The organism is Pirellulaceae bacterium (assembly GCA_029243025.1).
Classification (GTDB): Bacteria; Planctomycetota; Planctomycetia; order Pirellulales; family Pirellulaceae.
Map to the genome: position 1 here is coordinate 42,946 of JAQWSU010000047.1, position 23,651 is coordinate 66,596.

The following is a 23,651-nucleotide window of genomic DNA, read 5'->3' on the forward strand; positions in this document are numbered from 1 at the left end:
CATCCGCATTAGCAGATCGTAACGCGGCTGTAAAACCGAAGAATCAGTTTTCTTCGAAGCGGAGATATTCGGGTGCTGACTCCGAGCAGCTGTCGACTCCCGTGACAATCTGCATCATCCAAGCATCTAGATCGCTCAGCATCTGAGTCGTCAATTCATGACCACAGGGATACTGTCTCAGGTTCAAAGAGAGCCCTGCAATATGAAACAAGCGCAGCTCTTCACAGATCTGACTGACCGGATACTGCTCACTTTCACGACCATAGCCGATCAGCATAGGCAAGCTGCGTGCTTGAAGCAAATTCGAGAGCGGATTATTTCCGGTGGGAACGGGCCCTCCCAAGGAAGCCACTCCAGCAAACCGGTTCGGTGCCGCCAATCCCAAGCGAATCGCCATCGTTCCCCCACAATCGAAACCGGCCAGGAAGACCCGTTTGGGAGCGATGTTGAAACGATTTTTCGCCAATTGAACACACTCGTGAACACGCGACATGGTTTCCACGATGCCATGGGCATCCTGCGACCATACCGAGGCAAACTCAGACTCGCCCTGCTCCGCAGCTTTCGCTGGAGGCCATCCGGGCGCGACACCAACATAATTGCGCATACTAATATGCGGCATCACCTGCTTGAGTTGCCGATGCCCGTCACTCGGTCCATGCAACCAGACGACTAAGGGATAAGCATAGTTGGGCTCATAGTGCAGGGGCACGAAAAAGCTGTGTTCGACAGCTTGCTTCGAATTCGATCCCGTCGTGGAAGTTCGATTTGTGGATAAAGAGTTGGTGTTTAAATCCTGATCAAGCATCTGTATGCGATTCATCGAATTCGATCGACCTTTGTCTTTCTCGAACTGCCAAAGATGCTCACGAGACGCTCGTATCCACGGTGTGGTGAGCAATCCTGGTGAGAGCCTCCGAGGATCACTGCGTGATCCCACTTTGTTCCGCGACCAATTCTTGGCACACGTTTTGTAAGCTCGCCTTTCAGCCGCCGAACGGGTGTGGACTCTACCCCAATCGCCGCGTGTCTGTCAATGCGGCGTGGTCGGAGTGGACCGATCCCCACAATCTAACGCTGGCATTGCTAGCCGCGATTACAATTCGAGTTAGAGCGGACCCTTTACTTTACTGCCAACTCTTCAAGATCGCTTCGGTCACAGCAACCCGTTGGATTGATTTCGCCACTCCCGTTTCCTCGCACGCATCGACAATCGTGCCATTCAGGCGCAGGTCGTGGGAGGCAACTTCAAAATGGGTTGGCCGAAAGGAAAGCGTCGTCTCTTGCACACGATCAACGCGTCGGCCGAGAATACTGTCGTGCGGTCCTGTCATCCCGATGTCACACTGAAATGCCGTTCCGTTTTTCAAGATCTGCTCATCGGCTGTCGGCACATGGGTATGGGTCCCGAGAACGGCCGTGACGCGACCGTCAAGATATCGGCCCATCAGCTGCATGTCGCTCGTCGCTTCCGCATGAAAGTCGAGCCAGCGAATCTTAATCTCAGTGGGAATCTCCTCCAAAACTCGGTCAGCAGCTGTCCAGGGACAATCTACAGGCCGCATAAAGACGCGTCCTAGCAGGCTAAAGACGGCGATTTGCACACCATTGCGACCGGTGGCCGTCGTCCAGTTTTTTCCTGGAGCAGTCGCCGGAAAGTTTGCCGGCTTCACAATGGGTTCGTCCGCTTCGAGAATCGTCATGATTTCTCGGCGGCGATAGATGTGATCGCCGAGAGTGATGCAATCAACACCGGCGTCGATGAGTTCACGATAGATCTGCGGAGTGATCCCGGAACCACCGGAGGCATTTTCACCGTTAGCGATTACAAGGTCGAGCTCTTCGCGTTGCTTCAAAATCGGGAGGCATTGAGAAACAATTTTGCGTCCAGGTTTCCCAACGATATCCCCGATGTGCAGAATTCGCACGTGGATGTCTCTCTTTGCAGATCTTTTTCGACAGAACAATTAGCAATTAACGAGCAATCTCAGTGAACCTTGATTCACGCACAACGGTAATCTTGATTTCTCCAGGATAGGTCAAACGTTCTTCGAAAGCTTTCGCGATATCGTGGGAGATTTTGGACGCCGCCTCGTCACTTGTCTCCCTTGCATTGGCAATGACGCGCAACTCACGTCCCGCTTGAATGGCAAACGCTTGGTCAACACCGCTAAACTCGTTCGCGATCGACTCCAATTCTTCCATACGTTTGATGTATCTTTCCAACGTTTCACGTCGAGCCCCCGGTCGTGAAGCACTGCAAGCATCGGCAGTTGCAACAAGCACCGTGTAGGGGTGTTCAACAACGATCTCATCATGATGTCCCAAGGCAGCATGCACGACCTCCGGACCTTCGCCCGACCGCTTGAGCAAATCGGCACCAATCTTCGGATGTCCACCTTCCATCTCATGATCTGCCGCTTTCCCGATGTCGTGCAACAAACCACAACGACGAGCGATTTGGCCATCAAGTCCGACCATTTCAGCGAGCATGCCGGCCAAGAAGGCAACTTCGATCGAATGCCGCAGCACGTTTTGGCTGTAACTTGTGCGAAAACAAAGTCGGCCAAGCATGCTCACGATGCGCGGATTCAAACCATGTACATCGGCCTCATGTGCCGCCTCTTCCCCCTGCTTCTCGATGTACTGCTCAATTTCTTTGGTCGTTTCAGCAACAACCTCTTCAATTCTGGAGGGATGAATCCGACCATCCGCAATCAGTTTGATCAATGATTGACGTGCGATTTCACGTCGCACAGGATCAAAGGCACTTACGATCACCACACCGGGGGTATCATCGATGATCACATCAACACCCGTCTCTTTTTCAAAAGATCGGATATTACGGCCTTCTCGTCCGATGATGCGTCCCTTCATTTCATCGTTGGGAATATCCACGCTACTGGTGGTCGATTCGGCCGTATGAGCTGCGGCATAACGTTGCAGCGTGGTGATCAGCAGTTCGCGGGCTTTCTCGCGACAGGTTTCCTCCACCTTTTTTTGGTGACGCATAATGATGGCACCCGTTTCCTGTTGCAGCTCTTTCTCAAGCATTTCCAACAGGCGACCGGTCGCCTCGTCGCGATTCAAACCACTTAGCTCATGCAACGTTTGTCGCTGCAAGTCCAACAACTTTCCTAAATCGTTATTGCGTTTATCGGTATCGTTAATCTTTTCCGTTAGGCGGCGTTGGGTCGCCTCGACGATCCGCTCCTGCTTGCGGAGATGCTCGGTCTGCTGCTCCGTGGCTTCCTGCCGTTTGTCAAGCGAGCGTTCTCGATCACGCAATTGGTCGCGGCTCTTGTTCAACTCGCTATCCATATCGGCTTTTTGCTGAATACTTGCCTCCTTGATCTCCAGCTCCGCCTCCTTCATGCGATTTGTTGCTTCGACACGTGCGCTACCCAAAATCAATTGAGCTTCCGACTCGGCATCTCTCCTTCGTAAACGATCAAGGAGTTTCACGAACAGAAAAGCGAGCGTCGCTCCGACCACACTGCTGATCGCTCCGACTACGACGGGATGCATCACCCTTCTCCTTCTCCAATTATCAGGATATGTCTGAAGTCATGATCGAACGCGGAGAAGCCGCTGCCCAGATAATTGAGCGAACAACAAGCCCGTGCGAAGAAGAAAATCGCGACGGATTCAGCGAGACTTTGACGGAGAACGAGCCCAACAATTAACGCAAATACCGCGTGTGTGTTATCCATAATCGCGCAGGGTGTGCGCGCAAGCCAACGATGTTCCAATGAACTTTTTGAGGCCAAAACGATGGAGCCAATGGGAACACCAACATCCACCGCCATTCAAGCTGGCGACGGACGCAACCAAAAAGATAATGGCAATCCCCAAGGCTGTCGTACAAAAGATCTTTCAGCAGCCACCGGCTGTGCTCCAACGTCTTGACCACCAAGAGGCAGCATCGGCACAGGGACTGGATCAACCAGACGCACAACAAAATCACACAACGTTCAATCAACGTTTGTTGGTTCAAGGCTTGTTTCCCGATCATGTTTCCATGTCGTTGCTGAACCGTCCGATCACCCGCTAACCGCGACGATCGACTGTTACTAATTCTGTAGTCTCAAAGAGGTTGAAACGAACGAACACCTCAACCCCCAGAGCTACTATCGTAACAAAGCGGGGGTGATCTGCAACGCGGCGGGTCGCTTGTCGATACGTTTTTTAACAGCCGAAGAGGGCTCAACCGTTAATCTCGGCTTCCTTACACAATCGGCACCAGACCCACCGGCGCGGCAGAAAAGAAAACGAACCACTACCGCATCAACCGCCTTTCCTAGGTAAACCCCCTAAAAGATTTAATCGATTAATTCCAACGGCGAGCCGTGAAAATGGCCATCAGCCGACCCAATCACTCGGAGCGTTCTTGACTTCGTGGACAAGGAGCCTTACCACGGCGAAAGATGCAAATCCCTCGTAACGGGCTCCTCGGCCCCCAAACTCGGTTACCCCATGTCTGCTGACGATTCAAGTGAAACGGTCAATCACCACTTTGCCGAGCGACTCAAAGCCGATTGGCCACCGGCAAACTGGAATAACTCGAACGTGATTATTGCCGTCTCGGGCGGCCCCGACAGTACGGCACTTTTGCATGGAATTTCGCAACTACAGCCACACCGAGAACGCCTTTTCGCAGCCCATTTCAACCATCAACTCCGCGGGGAGGCTTCCCTTGCAGACCAATATTTTGTGGAGGCTTGCTGCCGCAAGCTGCAAATCCAATGCGTGGTTGGCCTTGCCGATCCAAGCGAGTTTGAGCAGCATCGATCGGGAGAAGGTATCGAGTCGGCAGCCCGCCAACTTCGCTATCGTTTTTTAACCACCACGGCCAAAAAGCTGGGGGCCCGCTTCATTACCACCGGCCACACGGCGGATGATCGAATCGAAACCGTTCTTCATCACATCCTGCGCGGAACCGGATTGGCGGGGCTTGCAGGCATTCCTCGAGTTCGAGTGATCCACGAGGCGGTCACGCTCATCCGACCGCTATTGTCAATGCAACGATCCGACATCCTGGAGTACCTGAGTGATTTAGGAGAAGAACCACAGTTCGACGAGGCCAACCTCGAAACCTGCTTTACGCGCAATCGCATTCGCTTGAATCTGCTGCCTCAATTGGAACGAGAATTTAATCCCGAAGTCCGATCCGCGCTGCTTCGATTGGCGCAAATCGCCGAGGAGGCCCAATCTACCCTGCACCAAATCGCAGCGGACCTACTCGATGCGGCCACAGAAAAGATTGCCTCAAACGAAACCACCCTTAATACCGCCTATTTTGAATCAATCTCAGACCATTTGCGGCGAGAATGCTTTGTTTGCCTCTGGCAACGCCAGGGGTGGCCCTTGCAATCCATGCAGTTTCGTCACTGGCAACAATTGGCCGATCTCTCCAGTTCGAGCGGTTCCACCAGCTTCTGCCAGTTTCCGGGGGGGATTTCTGGACAGCGTATCGAGAATTTGCTGCGGCTCACGGCAACTCGTTAGTTGCCCAATTTTGGTTTACACGATATGCCATCGCGGTATACTATGCGGCTTTATCGTGCGAAGGGGTACTGTGAAGGCGGCTGCACCCAACCAAAGCGAAATCCATACCTTGTCGAATCAGAGGTTCGACGAGACGGCCTACGGCCTGGCTAGATGGCGGTCGCTTTTCAACCCGTTCAGTTTCAATCTGCCATGGCCCATATCACGGAGGAATCAAGGTCTTTAAAGATGGTTCAAGGTCAAGCTGAAATCACCGCACCGAATGCGTACCGATTGATACACGCCGAATTCGTTGCTATTCACCGTATCTCAGCTCGGACAGATGAGCGGTGTGCCGGCTTCACCGGTCTTCTTGTCTTGAGATCATTGTCGGCGGCATGATTGTAGACAAGATGTATGGTTTTGATCGATGTACTGTTTGGCAGAATACTGTTTGGCAGAATTCAAATCACCTTTGGGCGACTCAACAACTCTTACACCAACCATTCGACTGAGATTTTCGGAGCCCGCTTCCACTGCTTTATTAAAAATAGGTAACCAAGCATGTCAGATACAAACGCGAACCAGACCGAACAAGAAACAAACATGTTTTTGTTTTGGGGCTGCTTCATTGCACTTATTACAACAGCATTCGGATTCATTACCCGGATGTTTCTATTGGATGACCCAGCGATTATCGAAACGCTAGGACTCGATCCCGCACAAGTCGGTGCCTACAAGGGGATTCAAGTTTGGCCCTTTGCTTTGAGTATCATCATTTTCAGCCTGATCATCGACAAGGTCGGCTACAAGTTCTCCATGGTGTTCGCCTTCATCTGTCAGTTTATCTGGGCAGTGATGGGCGTTTTCGCGCTGTCAACACTCGACTCCGATCCAGAAAGAGCCAAACTTCTCATCTATTGGGGTGGACTGATTCTCGCGTTGGGCAACGGAACCGTTGAGGCGTTTATTAACCCTGTCGTTGCCACAATGTTCGATAAAGACAAAACCAAATGGTTGAACATCCTGCACGCAGGATGGCCCGGAGGCTTAGTCGTCGCAGGTGTCCTGACCATTGTGATGGAATCGATGGATCTTGAATGGAAATACAAGCTGGCGACGATCGCCATTCCAGCAGTGATTTATTTCATCATGCTGATCAAAGTCCAATTCCCCAAACAAGAACGTGTTGCAGCGGGTATTAGCTATAAGGAAATGCTCTCCGAATTCGGCATCTTAGGAGCTGCCGTTGTGGGCTTCTTGGTGACGCTCCAACTCATGGACTTTTTCCCAGACGGAAACAAAGCGATTTTCATCGGGATTGGTGTCGCCATGGTTGTGTCTTTCGGCGTGTACACGAAGAGTCTTGGCCGTCCTCTGATGTTTGTTTTGATTCTGATCATGATGCCTCTGGCGACGACCGAAATCGGCACCGATGGCTGGATCTCGGGTATTATGACGAATGCGGTGACATTCCACGCTGGGTGGATTTTGGTTTACACATCATTCATCATGATGGTTTTACGCTTCTTCGCCGGTCCCATCGTGCACAATCTTTCTGCCCTGGGACTCTTGATGGTTAGTTGCGTCTTGGCAATCGCAGGCCTGTGGTCTCTTTCTATCGCAGAAGGAGTCGCAATCGTTTTCGCAGCAGCAACGTTGTACGCCCTCGGAAAAACCTTCTTTTGGCCGACCATGCTCGGTATTGTCTCGGAGCAAACACCTCGAGGCGGCGCCTTGACCCTGAATGCGATTTCAGGAATCGGAATGCTGGCTGTCGGCACCCTCGGCTTTCCCCTCATCGGCGCGCTTCAAACCGACAAAGAATTCGAGGCGGTTAAACCGTACATCCAAAACGTCAAAGAGGGCGATGTACTGACCGAAAAACGCATCTACGAGATTATCAAATACAAAACTCTGGATTTAGAAAAAGTTGATGAGTTGGTAGTCAGCAAGGCACCCGATGCAGATCGAGCCAAGCTCAAAGAAGAAATCGAAAAGGCCAGCGCTGGAAGTGGACAAAAAGCACTTGCCAGCATGGTGATTTTTCCGCTGATCATGTTGTTCTGCTACATCCTGATTTGGTTCTACTTCAAATCAAAGGGGGGCTATAAGCCAGTGTCCCTCAGCGACGGACATTAATGAAGAGTCTGCCCGATTCATTCGTTTCCAATCTGGAAAGCTTGAAAAAGGCTGGCACCTTTCATCAACTCAAGGGACTCCCATGCGGAGTCCCTTTTTTTTTCTGACCACCAAATTCAGTTATGAGAACTCATCTTTTGAAAGCACCCGACTGTCACTCGCAATGTGACCCATTGGGGTGAGTGTTTTGTGCCGTTCCAACCAACTGCAATTCGCTCGGCTTCACGCTCGATCGCATGACACTCCGTTCGGATGCAATGATTCTGACAGAAATGGCAATCATGCTCCCTATCGCTAGCACTCTACTTCAAATCGGTGGAGGGTGATCAACCAAGCTCGATCGAGCAAGAAGATGCTCAAACATCAACAGCAGTGGCAAACAAGATGCCCCTAAGCCATCCCCACGGAGAGCGACTTTTTTTGCGTCCCTTTCCCCGGCTAAGTTTGCGCCCATTTTTTTCGATCCGGCCAAGTTGGTCCCCGACTCGATGAATTGCCACCGTAATTGATCGCTTCGGCCGTCCAGCGGACGCTATCAATGCTGAGACATCACTCCAGGCCGTCTTGACGTCTCGGTCTCTCTCCAATTACCATCCCCCGCCAATTTGTCGTGAATCAAGGACATTGAATCACGACGGAACACACTGACAACCACATTCCACCACCAAGGAACCGACCCATCATTGGGCGATTAATACGATTCTGTTGGTCAATTCTTTCGTGGCTAGCGCTCATCGGGCTTGCCGCTGCAGTTCTTGGTGCGCTGTACCTCTACCACTATGGCGAAGATGAGCTGCGAGCCCATTTGCTCAAAAAGCTCAACGATCACTACCCTGGCATGTCGATCAGCATCGGCTCCACGGAACTGATTTCCAATCAGGGCATTCTGATCCGCAAGTTTTCCATCTCGCAGCCGCATCCTGATTCGGGTGAGCTATCCTCTTTGATTTTTGTCGATCAGATCAAGGTTCAATGCGACCCGGCATTGGATGACCTATTACAAGGTCGTATTAGCGTCCAGAACGTCACCGTCGACGGCTTGTCAGCGCAGTTAATTCGTGAGCGAGACCAAAGCTGGAATCTCTCCAAGCTTTTGCCGCTACCGCGTTTCAATCCTGAACAGATTAAACTGCCGACGTTGACAATCGTGAATGGCACCATCGAAGTCACCGATCTTTCACGGTCGCAACCCACGATCAAATGCGAAAACGTCGATTTACAGGTGAACCTCACTCGAGTGTTGGATGATCTGCAACAGCCCACCGAACATGTGATTGCGATGTTCTCGGGTAAGTTGGCGACTCCATTTTGTCGTCATATCGAGCTTGAAGGTGCGGCAACAACCGCGCATGGAGGTTGGCAAGTTTCGGGCAACATGCAGGAAATCGAATGGTCACCGGAACTGGCGACCACCTTACCATTCGCTATGAGCGAGGAAATCCAATCCGGGCTGCGAGCCGAGGCTCAGGTTACCTTTCATGTATCGAGAGCATCTGCAAACGCGCCGCCCCAATTTGAGCTTGACGGGATTGTGACACAAGGCCAATGGCATCCACCTCGTCTCCCCCAACCGGTTACCAACGTGACGGGGGAATTTCAAGTCAACAATCAAGGCGTGGTCGTTCGTCGACTGTCAGCAAGTTTAGGTGAAGGTCGGATTCGGACCGAACTGCACATTAACGGATTCGACTTCCAACACCCCTATGCATTTTCGTTAACAGCAAAAGAATTCCCGGTGACACGACGATTAATCGAAGCGTTACCCCAATCACTTCAAGCAACGTGGGAGAAATATCAGCCAATTGGAACGGTGAGTGGCCAAATCCAGATCACCCACGACGGCCGCACCACGGATTATGATGCGGACGTAACATGCCACAACCTCAAGCTGACTCATTACAAATACCGATATCCGATCACTAATTGCCAAGGCCATGCGAAATTTCGTGATGGCGTTTTCGGTTTCAATCTCGAAGGGCTCGCCGGAACAACTCCCATTACAATTAATGGATCGATGCGTAATCCGGGACCGCAATCGCTTGGCTATTGCGAAATCAGCACGCGAGGCTGGAAACCGATTGACGACATGTTGATTCGAGCGCTGCCCCCCAAAGCGCAACAATTCGCCCACAAGTTACAGCTGAGAGGCAATGTGGGCTTTTGGATTCGCTTGGAGCGGGAAGACCCCTCGCTGCCGGCCCCCAAACCTCATTTAATCGTGGCGCTCAATGAGGGCTGGATCAACTATGAGATGTTTCCTTATCCGATCAGTGACATTCGCGGTCGCATTGTTCTTAAGAATGGGAACTGGAAAATCGAGGAAGAATTCAAAGGCTGGAACGACGGATGTGAAATTCGATGCCAAGGCGGTTGGGACGCCGCTTTGACCGACCGACCGCTTAAGCTCGATTTTTTCGCAAACAATGTCACACTTGACAACGAGCTCAAACGAGCCTTGCGGCCCAACGCTCAACAAGTCTGGGACGGCCTCCGACCGCATGGAGCACTGGAAGAGCTCAAAATCCAACTACGAATGTCGGATCGTTCCCCTGACATTTCTCTCGACATCAACGCGTTACAACGTTCGACAAAGAATCGCCCCGAGCAACGACAAGAGTTAGCCATTCAACCGACTTGGTTTCCTTACCGCATGGGAGATGTCAGCGGACTCGCCCACTGGCGTGACGGAGAGCTTACCGTGCAACGACTTGTTGCCAAACACAACGATACAACGTTGCGAGCTAATCTAAGTGGAACCACTTCGGCCACGGGCGCCTGGCAAATCAACCTGACTGATGTTGCCGTCGACAATCTCCAACTGGACAACGACCTGACCCATGCACTGCCCAAACGCGCGTCCAGCGCAATCAATCAGATTGGTGCCAATGGCCTGTTCGCTATCCATGGCGCGGTAATCTTCGCCAAGAAACATGGGGACGCACCGCTCGAATCCAGCTGGGACGTCGCCCTGCAATTGGAACAAGCGAGTCTGCATGCAGGACAGCCTTTGACGAATATTTTTGGCGAGATCAACCTGCGAGGTAGCGGACTGGGACAGCAATTTTGGTCACGCGGAGTCGTGAACATTGATTCGATGCTCTGTCGCAACATTCAGCTGACTGAGCTTCAAGGACCGATTTGGCTCGACTCAACTCGGCTCGCAATCGGTCGACGTGTGCCGCCAGCCGATCGCCAAGCTCCCAGCCAACCTTTGCTCGCCAAATTGTATGGCGGCCGCATCGCTGCCGATCTCGAAGTGACGCTGGCAGAGCATGCGAATTTTGCCACCCGCATTCAAATCAACAGCGCCGACGTCGCAACCATGGGACGTGATCTGCAAATCGGATCTGGTAATCTCTCAGGAAAAGCCTTTGCTGAACTGGTCATGACTGGCTCCACTCGCGGAAAACATACTTTCAATGGACAAGGCTCTCTACAACTTCGAGATGCCAACATGTACGAACTGCCTATCGTCTTAGCGGTGCTTAGCCGCATGAGTTCAGGAAAGTCAGACAACACCGCCTTCACGAACAGCGATATCGCATATCGTATTAGTAACGGCTACGTTTACTTCGATCGTTTCGACCTGAGCGGTGATGCCATCACCTTGAAGGGCATTGGCGAAATGAGTCTAGAACGCAAACTAAATCTCGACTTCTACAGTATCGTCGGCCGCGAACAGCTTTGGAGCCCAATCGTACGACCCTTCTTGGGCGAAGCCAGTCGCCAATTCCTGCAAATCCATGTTGATGGCACGCTTGACAATCCCGTCACAAGACAAGAGGTACTGCCGGGCCTGAATGAAACGCTGCAACAATTGTTCCCGGAACAGATCGCCCCAACGCAGGAATCCCGCACGTCGGCCAGTCCAAGCATTCTCGGACGATGGAAATGACCAATCGGTTGGCTTCAACCTGATCCCATCCCCGTTTTGGCTCGTGCAGTGTTGGCTGATCAGCGAGTCGACATTTACTCAGACGGTATTGCGTTGAATGGTCGAAAGCATTAAACGGACTGCTTGGTAGGCCGCGCAAGGATGCTAGCGGTCGCCCTCTCATCCTTGTTTTCGATTAAGGTCACTCGAATGACAACGGGCAAAAAATCATTCACCACCAAGCTTGGCGGTTTACTGGCTTCCGCAGCGGTGCGAACATGGATGAATAGTCTCGATATCCAAGGTATTCTCTATGACCCGACAGTGGATCCAGTCCGAGACGATTTCCACGGTCCGGTCATCGTCGCCTTCTGGCATGAATGTTTACTGGCTCCGTTTTTTTTGCGAGGGCGGACTAATTCGGCAATATTAACGAGCCGCCATCGTGACGCAGAATGGCTCTCCGAAGCGGCTCGGCACTTGGGTTTTGTCACCGTTCGCGGGTCAACGAACCGAGGCGGCGCCAAAGCACTACTCGAGTTGATACGGAGTCAAGGGACGTGCAACGTCGGTATCGCCTGTGACGGGCCCCGAGGTCCTCGGCGGAAATTGGCCCAGGGACCGGTTTACCTCTCGTCAAAATTACAGATCCCATTAATCACCTATGCAGTCGGTTTTGATCGCCCTTGGCGAATGCCAACCTGGGACCAATTCGCAATCCCCCGCCCCTACTCACGGGCGCGTATTCTAGTCAGCCCTCGCTTACAAATCCCGGCTAATTTGGATCGTGCAGGACTGGAACATTACCGTCAACGAGTCGAGCGATTGCTGCAAGGTTTGACCAAGGATGCCGAAGTATGGGCTGCCTCCGGACGACGCATGCAAGGACAACAACCAATTCACGCTCGGCCGGCGTCGGCCAAGCATCACGGCCGAATTGGAACCGCCTCCGTTTCCTTGCGTAACAATCGGCTGTATGAGGCAAAATCAAAAGCCGCCTAGCAGGCCCAACCAACGGTTCGACCGCTTGGATGGAACGCCCCCTGTGGCAGGCGACGGCTTGGTTTCGTATTCTTAAATCATGAACTCATCTTTGTTTCCAACCTCGGATTCCGCAGATTCCCGTCAGATCATCACGGTCTCCGCGCTAAATTCGCAAATCCGTGACTGTCTGCAGGGTTCGTTTCCCAGTGTGTGGGTCAGCGGCGAAGTCACTGATCTAGCACGCCCTCAGTCTGGACACATTTATCTGTCATTGAAGGATGACCAGGGGCAACTCAAGGCCGTAATGTGGAGAGCGACTGCCAGCCGCTTGGGCTTTGATCTGCAAGATGGCATGCAAGTGCTCTGCCAGGGACAGGTCGACGTTTATCCGCCACGTGGCACTTACCAATTGATCATTCGCAAGATCGAACCTCAGGGCCTAGGCACACTCCAACTGGCATTGCAAAAATTGCGAGACCGGTTGGCTGCCGAGGGTTTGTTCGAACAAGTCAACAAGAGAGCCCTGCCCCGATTTCCGCGACATATTGCGGTCGTCACCAGTCCCACGGGTGCAGCGGTGCGAGACTTTATGGAAGTTGTGAAACGGCGTTGGCCTGGCAGCCATGTCACGGTCGTCCCGACACGGGTTCAAGGCGAGGGTGCTTCCGATGAAATCGTCAATGCGATTCGCATCAGTCAAGAATTGCGACCGCGGCCGGACGTCCTCGTTGTCACCCGAGGTGGTGGCAGCCTCGAAGATCTATGGAGCTTCAACGAGGAAGCCGTTGTTCGGGAAATCTTTGCTGCCACGGTTCCGGTTGTCTCTGCCATTGGGCACGAAATTGACGTAACGTTGGCAGATCTCGTGGCCGACGTCCGCGCACTCACTCCCACCGAAGCGGGTGAGCGCGTCGTGCCATCCAGTGCGGATGTCGCCGCTGAATTGCACAACCTGCTCGATCGCATGAACGGCTGCATGAGCTTGCGTTTTCAAACACTCAAAGCACGCCTCGACGGGCTTGCATCCCGTCCCGCGTTAATGCGACCAGAACAGCCGATCATTGACCTCACGCAACGCGTTGACGAATTGTCCGATCGCATGTCGCGCGGATTAGAATCCAAATTATCAAAGACGCGAGAGCAATTGGGCCACTTTTCGCAACAACTCGACGCCCTGAGTCCGCTTGCCGTTCTCAGTCGTGGCTATAGCCTGACTCAACGAGCCGACGACGGTAGATTGATCCGTGAAACTAGCGAGCTCAAGGAAGGTGATGTTCTCTACACCCGATTGGGCCACGGGGCGGTCACGAGTCGTGTCACATCCATGGAAGCCGCTGTTGATAATGCCCCAAGTAAATAACGCCAATTAATCGTTTTCCCCAGCTAATTATGAGCAAAACCACAAAAGCCAAACGAAAATCAAAGCCCAAGCAACCCGAACTCAGCTTCGAGGAATGCCTGCTTCAATTACAGCAGATCGTTCAACAACTTGAGCAAGGAGAATTGGGGCTCGCCGAATCACTCCAACAGTACGAGGACGGAGTTCAGCATCTAAAACAGTGCTATCAGGAGCTGGCCAAAGCAGAACGGCGAGTAGAACTATTGAGTGAAATGGCAGAGGACGGCACGGCGGTCACCGAACCGTTCGAGGAGTCAGCGATGACCCTAGAGGAAAAAGCGGCAGCGCGAGGTACGCGGAGAACTCGTAAAAAAAGCAAATCCAAAGCTCAAGATACCGGTTCTGTGTCAGAGGGTAACATAGACGGCTCGCCCGGGCTTTTCTAGAATGGGGGCGGCAGCTCGACTCGCGGCCAAATATTGGCGGAAAGGAACTGGTAGGAAGGCACACGGAAAGTGCCTTGGAAGCTGAAAAACAGTTTTTGGGTAGTTTACCCCAACCACCTCATTTCCAGTTGCAGTAGGACAACGAGACTCCCCATGTCGGACATCACGACAGACGAATTCTTGCAAAATGCATCCCGATTACGAGATCGAGTCAATGAACAGCTCGAGCAGTTCGGCAGCTTGGGGGACGGCTGTCCCGAGCGTTTACAACAAGCAATTCACTACAGCTTAATGGCACCGGGCAAGCGTCTCAGGCCACTCATGGTGTTATACGCAGCAGAAGCATGCGGTTCCCGTTACGAGGGAGCGATGCCTGCCGCCTGTGCCATCGAAATGGTCCACACCTACTCACTAATCCACGACGACTTGCCCGCGATGGACGACGATGACTTACGTCGTGGCCGTCCGACCTGTCACAAAGCTTTTGATGAAGCAACAGCCATCTTGGCTGGTGACGCCTTGTTAACACGGGCGTTCGAAATTCTTGCGGTTCATCAAAAGCCGGTCGAAGCCGCAAATTGGTGCTGTGCGGAACTAGCCGTCGCCGCCGGCGGCACGCAGATGGTGGGAGGACAAGCGGACGACCTGAATGCCGAAACACTCCCAGACGGTGATCTCGATCACCTGATCAGTATTCACCGGCGAAAAACGGGAGCAATGCTCACCTCGTCGCTCCGTATGGGTGCCATGACCGCCAATGCGACTGACGAACAATTACAGGGGTTAACCGCGTATGGAACTAAATTGGGGTTGGCGTTTCAAATTGTGGACGATCTACTCGACCAAGTCGGCGAAGAGGAAAAGATGGGAAAACGCGCCGGACAGGACTCAGATCGCGGTAAACTGACCTACCCTAGTTTGCTTGGCGTCAAAGAGAGCCAGCAACGTGCCAATACGCTGGTTCACGAAGCAATTTCAGATTTAGCACCTCTGAGGCTGCATGCGAGCCGCTTGGAGGCGCTCGCCAACTTTGTTGTGCAGAGGAACCATTGAACCGATGCAGAAGATACTACCCACGATTGAATCAGGCTTCGACCTCCATCAACTCTCAAATGCACAACTCAATCAGCTTGCCGTTGAAATCCGTGAGGTTCTCTGCGATCTCGTATCGGATCGAACCGCCCACTTTGCGTCGAACCTCGGAGTGGTGGAACTTTGCGTTGCACTTCATTCCAGCTTCGACTTTCGTTCCGATCGACTGATCTGGGATACGGGCCATCAAATCTACCCGCACAAGCTGGTGACCGGTCGTTTCCACCAGTTCGATTCGATGCGCACCCGCGGCGGCCTCATGGGCTACCCCAACCCGCACGAAAGCGAATATGACTTGTTCATGACGGGACACGCCGGCTGCAGTGTATCGACCGCTCTGGGACTTCGCAGCGGCGATCAGCTAATGGGGCAACAGGGTCGCCATTCCGTGGCTGTGATTGGCGATGGTGCCTTTCCGTCAGGCATCGTTTTTGAAGCCATGAACAACGCGAGCACTCATAAAGAAAAACTGCTCGTCGTGCTCAATGATAATAAAATGTCGATCTGCCCGCGCGTGGGTGGCATGGCCGATTATCTTGATCGTTTGAGAACCAATCCTTTCTACACGGGACTCAAATCCGAAGTCGTGCGAGTGTTGAACAAGGTGCCAGTGTTCGGTGATCCGGCCGAACGTTTCTTGGCACAGATCAAGGAAGCCGCCAAAGCGGGATTACACGGCGGTATGCTTTTCGAAGATCTGGGCTTCAACTACATTGGCCCGATCGACGGACACAACATTGTGTTGCTTCGAAAATACATGAACATGATTCGTGACATTCAAGGGCCCGTGCTGCTACACATCGTGACCGATAAGGGACACGGCTTCAAACCGGCAGAAGAAGATCCAGTATTCTTTCACACGCCGCCAGCCTTCCGTCAGGAGAACGGCCAAGCAATTCCTAAGCCCAGTTCGGCCGTTCCGGCCTACACGAACTTTGCTCGTGATGCAATTCTCGAACAAATGCAAAAGAATCCGCGGGTGACCGTGATGACTGCCGCGATGTGCCAGGGCAACAAGCTTGAACCGGTTCGCGATCAATTCCCCGATCGTTTTTTCGATGTGGGTATCTGCGAGTCGCATGCGGTCGCCTTTGCCGCCGGACAGGCGAAAGCCGGCCTGCGACCAATCGTCGATATCTACAGCACATTCCTACAGAGAAGCTACGACCAGATTTTCCAAGAAGTTGCGCTCCAAGATCTTCCCGTTACTTTCATGCTCGACCGAGCTGGACTGACAGGACCGGATGGACCAACCCATCATGGCGTCTTCGATATCGGCTACATGCGTCTGTTCCCAAATCTTGTTGTGATGGCTCCGGGCGACTCCTCTGACCTCACTTCCATGCTCGACTTCGCCTTGAAACACGATTCGCCCTGTTCGCTGCGCTATCCCAAGACATCCGCAACGACCATCGTGCTCGAACGTGCACCGGTCGAACTGGGGCGAGCGGAAATCCTTCACTGGGGATCTGATGGCGTGATCATTTGCTGTGGAACGCCTCTGAATGACTGCTTATTGGCACGCGACGAACTGGCTCTCCACGGTATCGATGTGGGCGTCGTCAACGCTCGTTTCGTCAAACCGATTGATCGGAATCTGATCAAGCAAGCACTTGAGGAATGTCCGTTCGTGGTCACCGTCGAAGAGGGAGCCTTGGCGGGTGGCTTTGGCAGCGCCGTACTGGAAACCGCTGCGGATGAAGCTCTCGACACCCGTCACGTAAGACGACTCGGCATCCCGGATCGTTTTGTCGAACACGGCCAGCGAGATGAATTGCTAGCTGAATTGGGGTTAGATGTCGCTGGGATCGTGCAAACCTGCCAAGAATTAACCGGGCAACTTCAGACCTAACCTGCCGGCGTTGTCGAAAAAAATTCGTCTCACCGAGGATCCGGCAATCATGAATGAATCGCGTCAAGAACCGAGCAACGCCTTGGCTGCTGCCAATCGCCGTCCATCCGTAATGCTGTTGGGTTCTGACCAGTCTTCAGTCAAAGCCGCTTTGAGTCGAATCCGCCCGATTCTGGCCGAACATGCCACGATTGTGCTCGAAGACTTCACTTTTCAGCAAGATTTAAAATCGATTGAAGCCGACTTTGCCTTGGTTCTGGGAGGCGACGGCACCATTCTGCGGTCGGCTCGACAGATGGGCATTCGTCAACGGCCCGTGCTTGGAGTCAATCTTGGCAAACTAGGCTTCCTGGCAGACTTGTCAGTTGACGCGCTCATCAAAGTTTTTGCAGATGTGTGTGCCGGAAAATTTAGCGTCATCGACCACCTGATGCTGGCATGCCGTGTCGAACGGGATGGTCAACCGATTATCGATCGCCTCGGCCTCAATGAAGTGGCCGTTCTGGGGGGTCCACCTTACTCAATCATGGACGTCGATCTTTACGTTGACGCAGAATTGGTGACGACTTATAGTTGCGACGGCTTGATCATTAGTACGCCAGTGGGTTCAACGGCTCACAGCCTTTCTGCAGGCGGTCCCATCCTCAGAAAGAACCTGCAGGCTTTTGTGGTCTCGCCCATTAGCCCACACACACTGACTGTTCGCCCCGTGGTGGACACGGCGGACCGTGTGTACGAAATGGTTGTGAAGGAACCAAACGCTGACACTTCAGTTGTTGTTGACGGCGAGATGCTCCAAGTTTTGACACCGAGAGATCGAGTCATCGTGCGTCGCGCCGAACCTCAATTCCAACTGATCGAAGTTTCCGGCCACAGCTACTACCGTACGCTTCGCAACAAACTTGGTTGGGGCGGACGGATTCAACTCGTCCAGGACGACTAACCGTCAGCCTTTCGCATGGATGCAAAAAATGAAGTCACTCAACTTCGTCGCGATCACATTGTTTTGTTTGACGTTTCTTTCGTCTCCGCTTCACGTTCTTGCCGACGGCGATTCCAGTATTGCAGACGAACTTCGCGCTGCCAAAGAAGAGCTGACCAACGAGAGCTATCTGCTGCAGTATAAATATGCTGCAGAGGAGGTGATTCAATATTCAATTGAACACCTTGCGACTGTCGATACGACAATCACCGGCAACAATCAGAAAACCAAGCTTCGCACCAAATCGACGCGTTCGATCCATGTCAAAAAACCGACTGCCGAAGGTCACATGCAATTCGTCCACATCATTGACGATGTCGACATGTGGTCCGAGGTCGCTGGGCGCGAAGCTGTGCGATACAACAGCGCAACAGATGAAGTGCCGCCTCCGGAGTTCCAACAAGTCAAAAAAACGATCGGCATTCCACTCAGCACAATCACCATGGATGCTCACGGAAAAATCGTTTCCAGAAGCGACAACGTGGTTCACCCGGAATTTGGCCTCGGAGGACTATCAATCCCTCTGCCACGTCAAGAAATAAAAGTCGGCTACAAGTGGAGTCAACCGCTGGAGATCAAAGTTCGGCTCGAAGACAAACGCATCAAGACCATCAAGACACGGCAACTCTATGCGTTAGAAAAGGTGGAAACTGGCGTTGCGACAATCTCCGTCAAGACACAGATCTTGACTCCCGTCAACAACCCAAGAGTAAGATCACAGTTAGTGCAAAGAATTTCTCAAGGTCAGCTTCGTTTTGACCTGGATGCTGGCCGACTGATCTCTAAACAACTGGACTGGGATGAAGCGGTCGTCGGTTTTAGCGGCCCCGAAAGCAACATGAAGTATCTGGCGCGTTCGACAGAAACTTTGGTCGATTCGGACCGCACCGCCAAAAAGTCTGACACGAATGGCCGTCGCCAGAAATAGATTGGACGAAAAGCGGAAAAAAACAAAAAAAGCAGGTCCGAGAGTACGGCGAGAATCCATCGGCATTCAATGGTACAATCTTTAGAATGCTACGCCACACCTTCTACTATCTCACCGTTGTGCCAGGATTTTCCGTCTGCCTCATGGCAACCTTCATCCTGTCGTCGCTTCCTGCTGGAAACTGCTGCGGACAGGCTCCCGATTTTTCCGAGGAGCTGCCACGCATCCAACCGCTCGAGCCAGCCGAAGCTATCAAGAGTTTTCGGCTGCAGTCCGGATTCAAGATCGAACAAGTTGCCAGCGAACCTCTTGTCACCGATCCCGTCGCGATCGCGTTTGATGAGAATGGGCGCCTGTACGTGGTTGAAATGCGAGGATATTCCGAGGACGAAAAACTACAGATTGGCCGGATCCGTCGACTGGAAGACCAAGATGGCGATGGACAATTCGATCATAGCACGACCTACGTCGATGGCTTATCCTGGCCGACGGCCATCGCCTGTTACGACGGTGGCATTTTCGTCGCCGCAGCGCCGCATATTTGGTACTACAAGGACCAAGATGGCGACGGACGAGCAGATGAATCTCGAATTGTCTTTGATGGATTCGGTCGCACCAATGTACAGGGCCTGCTAAACACGTTTAAGTGGGGACTGGACCAACGTCTCTACGGCGCCACAAGCAGCAGCGGCGCGACCATCCAACGCACGAACGCGGCGCCAATTAATCTTCGCGGTCGCGACTTCGCCTTTGACCCTCGCACGGAACGACTTACGCCCATCAGCGGCGGCGCTCAGCACGGCATGTCGTTCAATGGTTGGGGAGAACGTTTTGTTTGCTCCAACAGTGATCACATCCAGTTCATTTGTTTCGAAGACCATTACATCAAACGCAATCCGTTCCTCGCACCTCCACCTACCCGACAAAGCATCGCATCAGATGGCCCGCAGGCCAACGTTTTTCGCGCCAGCCCCGTCGAGCCATGGCGTGTCGTCAGAACGCGACTGCGCGTCGCAGGGGACGTGCCGGGCCCGGTGGAGGGGGGTGGCACAGCAGCCGGATACTTCACCGGCGCCACCGGTGTTACGATTTATCGTGGGGACGCCTGGCCGCACGACGAATATGACTTGGCGTTTGTCTGCGATGTTGGCAGCAATCTAATTCATCGCAAAAAACTACATCGAACAGGAATTTCCTATCAAGCCAATCGCATTGATGAAGGTGACGAGTTCTTGACCTCTACCGACATCTGGTTCCGTCCGGTTCAACTGGCAAATGGCCCCGACGGAGCACTCTATGTCGTCGACATGTATCGCGAAGTGATTGAACATCCCAAATCGCTACCACCAGTCATCAAGCGCCATCTTGATCTGACCAGCGGTCGTGAACGCGGTCGTATTTATCGAATTATCCCCGAAAGTTTTTCTCAAGAGTCGCCGGCCAAACTAGGTAACTTAAGCAATCCACAATTAGCCGAATTGCTTGACCATCCTAACGGCTGGCATCGTGAGACCGCCGCGCGGTTGCTCTGGGAACGCAACTATAATTCGGCCGTTCCGATCCTGAAACGTCTTGTCACAAAAGCCGCGCATCCGGAAGGTCGGATTCGTGCCTTACGCTCTTTAAAAAGTGCGAAACAGATCAGCCCAACGCTGCTGCACCAGGCTTTATCCGACCCGCACCCGCAAGTCCGCCGGCACGCGGTCCAGTTGACAGAAGAGCTACTTCCAACCTCCTCAAGGCTGACCAGCAAACTTTGTGCGATGACGGACGACCCGTCGCTACTTGTCCGATATCAACTGGCTTTTAGTCTGGGCAGAATCGGCGTCGCAGATCGAATTCAACCGTTAAGCGAATTGGCGAAACAAGATGCCAAGTCTCGCTACATGCGAGCTGCGATTCAGAGCTCACTCGGTTCGGGCTGTGGAGCGATGCTTGCCCACTTGGCCAAAGACCGAAGCTGGTGTCAGCAATCAAACAACTTACCCCTGATCCAACAATTGGTAACACAAATTGCTCGTCAACAAACGGCGGGTGACATTCACGAATTAGAGCAATTGCTACAACGACTCCAACGCGAAAATGACGGTCTGGCAGCCACGATTCTAGCAAACCTCAATCCACCTGCCGAAAGTGAACTGGCCCGAACAATGACCACCGGTGTCTGGCTCCAGATTCGTGAGCAGATGCTGACAGAGGCGCGGCAATTCGCGCAGGATACCAACCAAACATCTGCCCAACGCGTCGCTGCCATCGAGCGACTATCACTGGGCCAATTGGTTGATCAGACACCGTTGCTCACCGAGCTGATTTCACCGTCCGAAGATCTTCGTGTGCAGCTGGCTGCCGTCAATACACTAACTCAATTCAATCACCCCACCGTGGCCAACATTCTCATTGAAGCCTGGCCAACCTGTAGCCCCCAATTGCGCCGTCAAGTTTCCGACAAACTGATGACACGAACAAGTTGGCAGGAGCAATTGCTTGAGGCGTTCGAGTCTGGACGCATCGCCAGCGGCGACATCGACCTACCTCGTTGGAAATCTCTCCTCAAGGATAACTCGCCGATTCTCGCTCGATTGAATCAATTAACGGTCTCTACCGCTACGAGTGCGGACCGGCACAAACTTCTCAAACAGTATCAAGCCGCCTTGCAGCAAACGGGTGATCCGCACCGTGGCAAAAAACTGTTTTCGCAACACTGCGCCCGCTGCCATAAGGCAGATGACACCGGCTTCGAAATTGGGCCGAATCTGGCGGCAATGAAAAATCGTGGCAGGCAGGCAATCCTGACGAATGTCATCCTCCCCAATCAAGAAGTGAACCCTCAATATTTGTCCTACACGGTGACGACACAAGACGGACGCGTTCTTTCAGGAATGCTCACTGATGAAACGGCCACCTCGGTCACCATACGTCGCGATCAAGAAAATTCAGACACCCTACTGCGGGTGGATCTTGAAGAGCTGCGAAGTACAGGGCGATCGCTGATGCCCGAAGGCTTCGAAAAAGAAATCGACCCGCAGGGCATGACCGATCTCATTTCCTTTTTGATGTCACTCAAGTAAATAAGATATGAACATCATCGAAAAGCAGCTACCTCTCAAAACGGTCCGACACGGAATCGGATTTTTGCTGGCAACGATCATTTGCTGCTGGCTGCCGCAAGAAAGTCCCGCCGCATGGCAAGCGGGCGTTGCACGGAAAGCGATTACCCCCAGCGAACCGATCTGGATGGCTGGCTATGCCAGTCGAGACAAACCAGCGACAGGCAAGCTGACGGAGCTGTGGGCGAAAGTCTTGGTTCTACGTGATGATGACGGCCAACAAGCGGCGCTAATTTCGCTCGACTTAATCGGTATTGATCGAGCATTATCGCAATCCATTTGCAACCAATTGAGTCGTCGTTATGGACTGCGCCGTGAGCAGATTGCCATCTGTTGCTCCCACACTCACACCGGCCCGGTTGTCGCAAAAAACTTGCGTCCTATGCATTTTGAAATGCTAACGGCCAAGCAACAGCAGCAGATCGACGGCTATGCAGACTATTTAGAGCAAACGATTGTTAGCCTCGTTGGGCAATCAATCGCGGATCTCAGACAGGTCGATCTCTTTTGGGGTGAAGGCCGAGCGAACTTCGCAGTAAATCGCCGCAACAATCCCGAGCAAGATGTACCACGACTGAGAACGGAAAATCAATTGGTCGGACCGGTCGACCATGCGGTTCCCGTTTTATCGATTCGGGACGGAGAGCAGCAAAAAGCAATTGTCTTTGGCTACGCCTGCCACGCAACAGTCCTCAGTTCATACGAATGGTCCGGTGACTATCCCGGTTTTGCACAAATCGAAATTGAAGCCGCTTATCCCAATTGTGTCGCCATGTTTTGGGCAGGTTGTGGCGCAGACCAAAATCCGCTCCCTCGTCGCTCAGTCGAACTCGCTAAAGAGTATGGAACCACTTTGGCAAAAAGCGTCATCAGCGCAGTCAATGGTCCATTATCAAAAGTGGCAGGTAAGCTGGAAACAACTTATGAAGAAATCGACTTACCGTTCGACGAATTGCCCACTGAAAAAGAACTCGAGGACGAAGCAACGTCGAAAAATCGGTATCTGGCGGCACGCGCACGAACCTTGTTGCAAAACATGAGGCAGGGCCATCCACTACCCCAAACCTACCCCTATCCGATCGCGCATTGGAAACTGGGGGATCAAGTGAGATTCGTACTACTGGGTGGCGAAGTGGTTGTTGACTTTGCAATAAAAACGAAGACACGATTTCCTGGAGCTTGGATCGCCGGTTACACCAATGACGTCATGGCCTATATCCCATCCAAGCGAGTTTGGCTCGAAGGTGGATACGAAGGCGCCGGTGCAATGATGTATTACGGTTTGCCAACCCGTTGGCACAGTTCTGTTGAGGACGTAATCCATGCCGAGATCGATCGTCAGTTAAAAGACGCAACTCCCAAGCAAAAGCCTTGATGGTGAAACAGGCCTGTGACGCCCCTCTCCGCCTCAACTGCCC

16 protein-coding genes are annotated in these 23,651 nt (G+C 52.7%); 13 read left to right on the forward strand and 3 right to left on the reverse strand.

Annotated features, from left to right (window positions below; genetic code table 11):
- Positions 1-43 precede the first annotated feature (43 nt).
- The 3 genes from P8N76_23450 to rny form a co-directional block, all read right to left on the reverse strand.
- On the reverse strand, positions 44-823 hold the full coding sequence (locus P8N76_23450) for an alpha/beta hydrolase-fold protein (GenBank protein MDG2384645.1): 780 nt from the start codon (positions 821-823) through the stop codon (positions 44-46).
- A gap of 304 nt (positions 824-1,127) precedes the next feature.
- Entirely contained in the window at positions 1,128-1,928 is an 801-nt protein-coding gene (locus P8N76_23455) for a TIGR00282 family metallophosphoesterase (protein MDG2384646.1), read from the reverse strand.
- A gap of 46 nt (positions 1,929-1,974) precedes the next feature.
- On the reverse strand, positions 1,975-3,528 hold the full coding sequence (rny, locus tag P8N76_23460; protein MDG2384647.1) for a ribonuclease Y: 1,554 nt from the start codon (positions 3,526-3,528) through the stop codon (positions 1,975-1,977).
- 223 nt (positions 3,529-3,751) lie between these two features.
- Here rny and P8N76_23465 point away from each other — a divergent pair, with 223 nt between their 5' ends.
- The 13 genes from P8N76_23465 to P8N76_23525 all read left to right on the forward strand — a co-directional run bounded on the left by P8N76_23465 (position 3,752) and on the right by P8N76_23525 (position 23,608).
- Entirely contained in the window at positions 3,752-4,054 is a 303-nt protein-coding gene (locus P8N76_23465) for a hypothetical protein (protein ID MDG2384648.1), read from the forward strand.
- Between the two features lie 422 nt (positions 4,055-4,476).
- The gene (gene tilS, locus P8N76_23470; protein MDG2384649.1) at positions 4,477-5,508 is read left to right on the forward strand and encodes a tRNA lysidine(34) synthetase TilS; all 1,032 of its coding nucleotides are present in this window, start codon (positions 4,477-4,479) and stop codon (positions 5,506-5,508) included.
- A gap of 543 nt (positions 5,509-6,051) precedes the next feature.
- Positions 6,052-7,629 (forward strand): MFS transporter, encoded by a 1,578-nt coding sequence (locus tag P8N76_23475; protein ID MDG2384650.1) that lies wholly within the window; start codon positions 6,052-6,054, stop codon positions 7,627-7,629.
- 838 nt (positions 7,630-8,467) lie between these two features.
- Complete coding sequence (locus P8N76_23480) at positions 8,468-11,524, forward strand: AsmA-like C-terminal region-containing protein (protein MDG2384651.1); 3,057 nt, start codon at positions 8,468-8,470, stop codon at positions 11,522-11,524.
- A 189-nt stretch (positions 11,525-11,713) separates the two neighbouring features.
- On the forward strand, positions 11,714-12,505 hold the full coding sequence (locus tag P8N76_23485; protein ID MDG2384652.1) for a lysophospholipid acyltransferase family protein: 792 nt from the start codon (positions 11,714-11,716) through the stop codon (positions 12,503-12,505).
- A 79-nt stretch (positions 12,506-12,584) separates the two neighbouring features.
- The gene (xseA, locus tag P8N76_23490) at positions 12,585-13,847 is read left to right on the forward strand and encodes an exodeoxyribonuclease VII large subunit (GenBank protein MDG2384653.1); all 1,263 of its coding nucleotides are present in this window, start codon (positions 12,585-12,587) and stop codon (positions 13,845-13,847) included.
- Between the two features lie 29 nt (positions 13,848-13,876).
- Positions 13,877-14,272 (forward strand): exodeoxyribonuclease VII small subunit, encoded by a 396-nt coding sequence (xseB, locus tag P8N76_23495; GenBank protein MDG2384654.1) that lies wholly within the window; start codon positions 13,877-13,879, stop codon positions 14,270-14,272.
- A gap of 153 nt (positions 14,273-14,425) precedes the next feature.
- A complete protein-coding gene (locus tag P8N76_23500) occupies positions 14,426-15,325 on the forward strand; it encodes a polyprenyl synthetase family protein (GenBank protein MDG2384655.1) in 900 nt (299 codons plus the stop codon).
- A gap of 4 nt (positions 15,326-15,329) precedes the next feature.
- Positions 15,330-17,216 carry a 1-deoxy-D-xylulose-5-phosphate synthase gene (gene dxs, locus P8N76_23505; GenBank protein MDG2384656.1) on the forward strand — a complete coding sequence of 629 codons (1,887 nt, stop codon included), beginning with the start codon at positions 15,330-15,332 and terminating at the stop codon, positions 17,214-17,216.
- Positions 17,217-17,265: 49 nt separating this feature from the next.
- Positions 17,266-18,159: an NAD(+)/NADH kinase gene (locus P8N76_23510; GenBank protein ID MDG2384657.1), complete on the forward strand. Its 894-nt coding sequence runs from the start codon at positions 17,266-17,268 to the stop codon at positions 18,157-18,159.
- 28 nt (positions 18,160-18,187) lie between these two features.
- Positions 18,188-19,126, forward strand: a complete 939-nt coding sequence (locus tag P8N76_23515) for a hypothetical protein (GenBank protein MDG2384658.1) — start codon at positions 18,188-18,190, stop codon at positions 19,124-19,126.
- Between the two features lie 86 nt (positions 19,127-19,212).
- A complete protein-coding gene (locus P8N76_23520) occupies positions 19,213-22,194 on the forward strand; it encodes a HEAT repeat domain-containing protein (protein ID MDG2384659.1) in 2,982 nt (993 codons plus the stop codon).
- Positions 22,195-22,201: 7 nt separating this feature from the next.
- Positions 22,202-23,608 (forward strand): neutral/alkaline non-lysosomal ceramidase N-terminal domain-containing protein, encoded by a 1,407-nt coding sequence (locus P8N76_23525; protein MDG2384660.1) that lies wholly within the window; start codon positions 22,202-22,204, stop codon positions 23,606-23,608.
- Positions 23,609-23,651 lie beyond the last annotated feature (43 nt).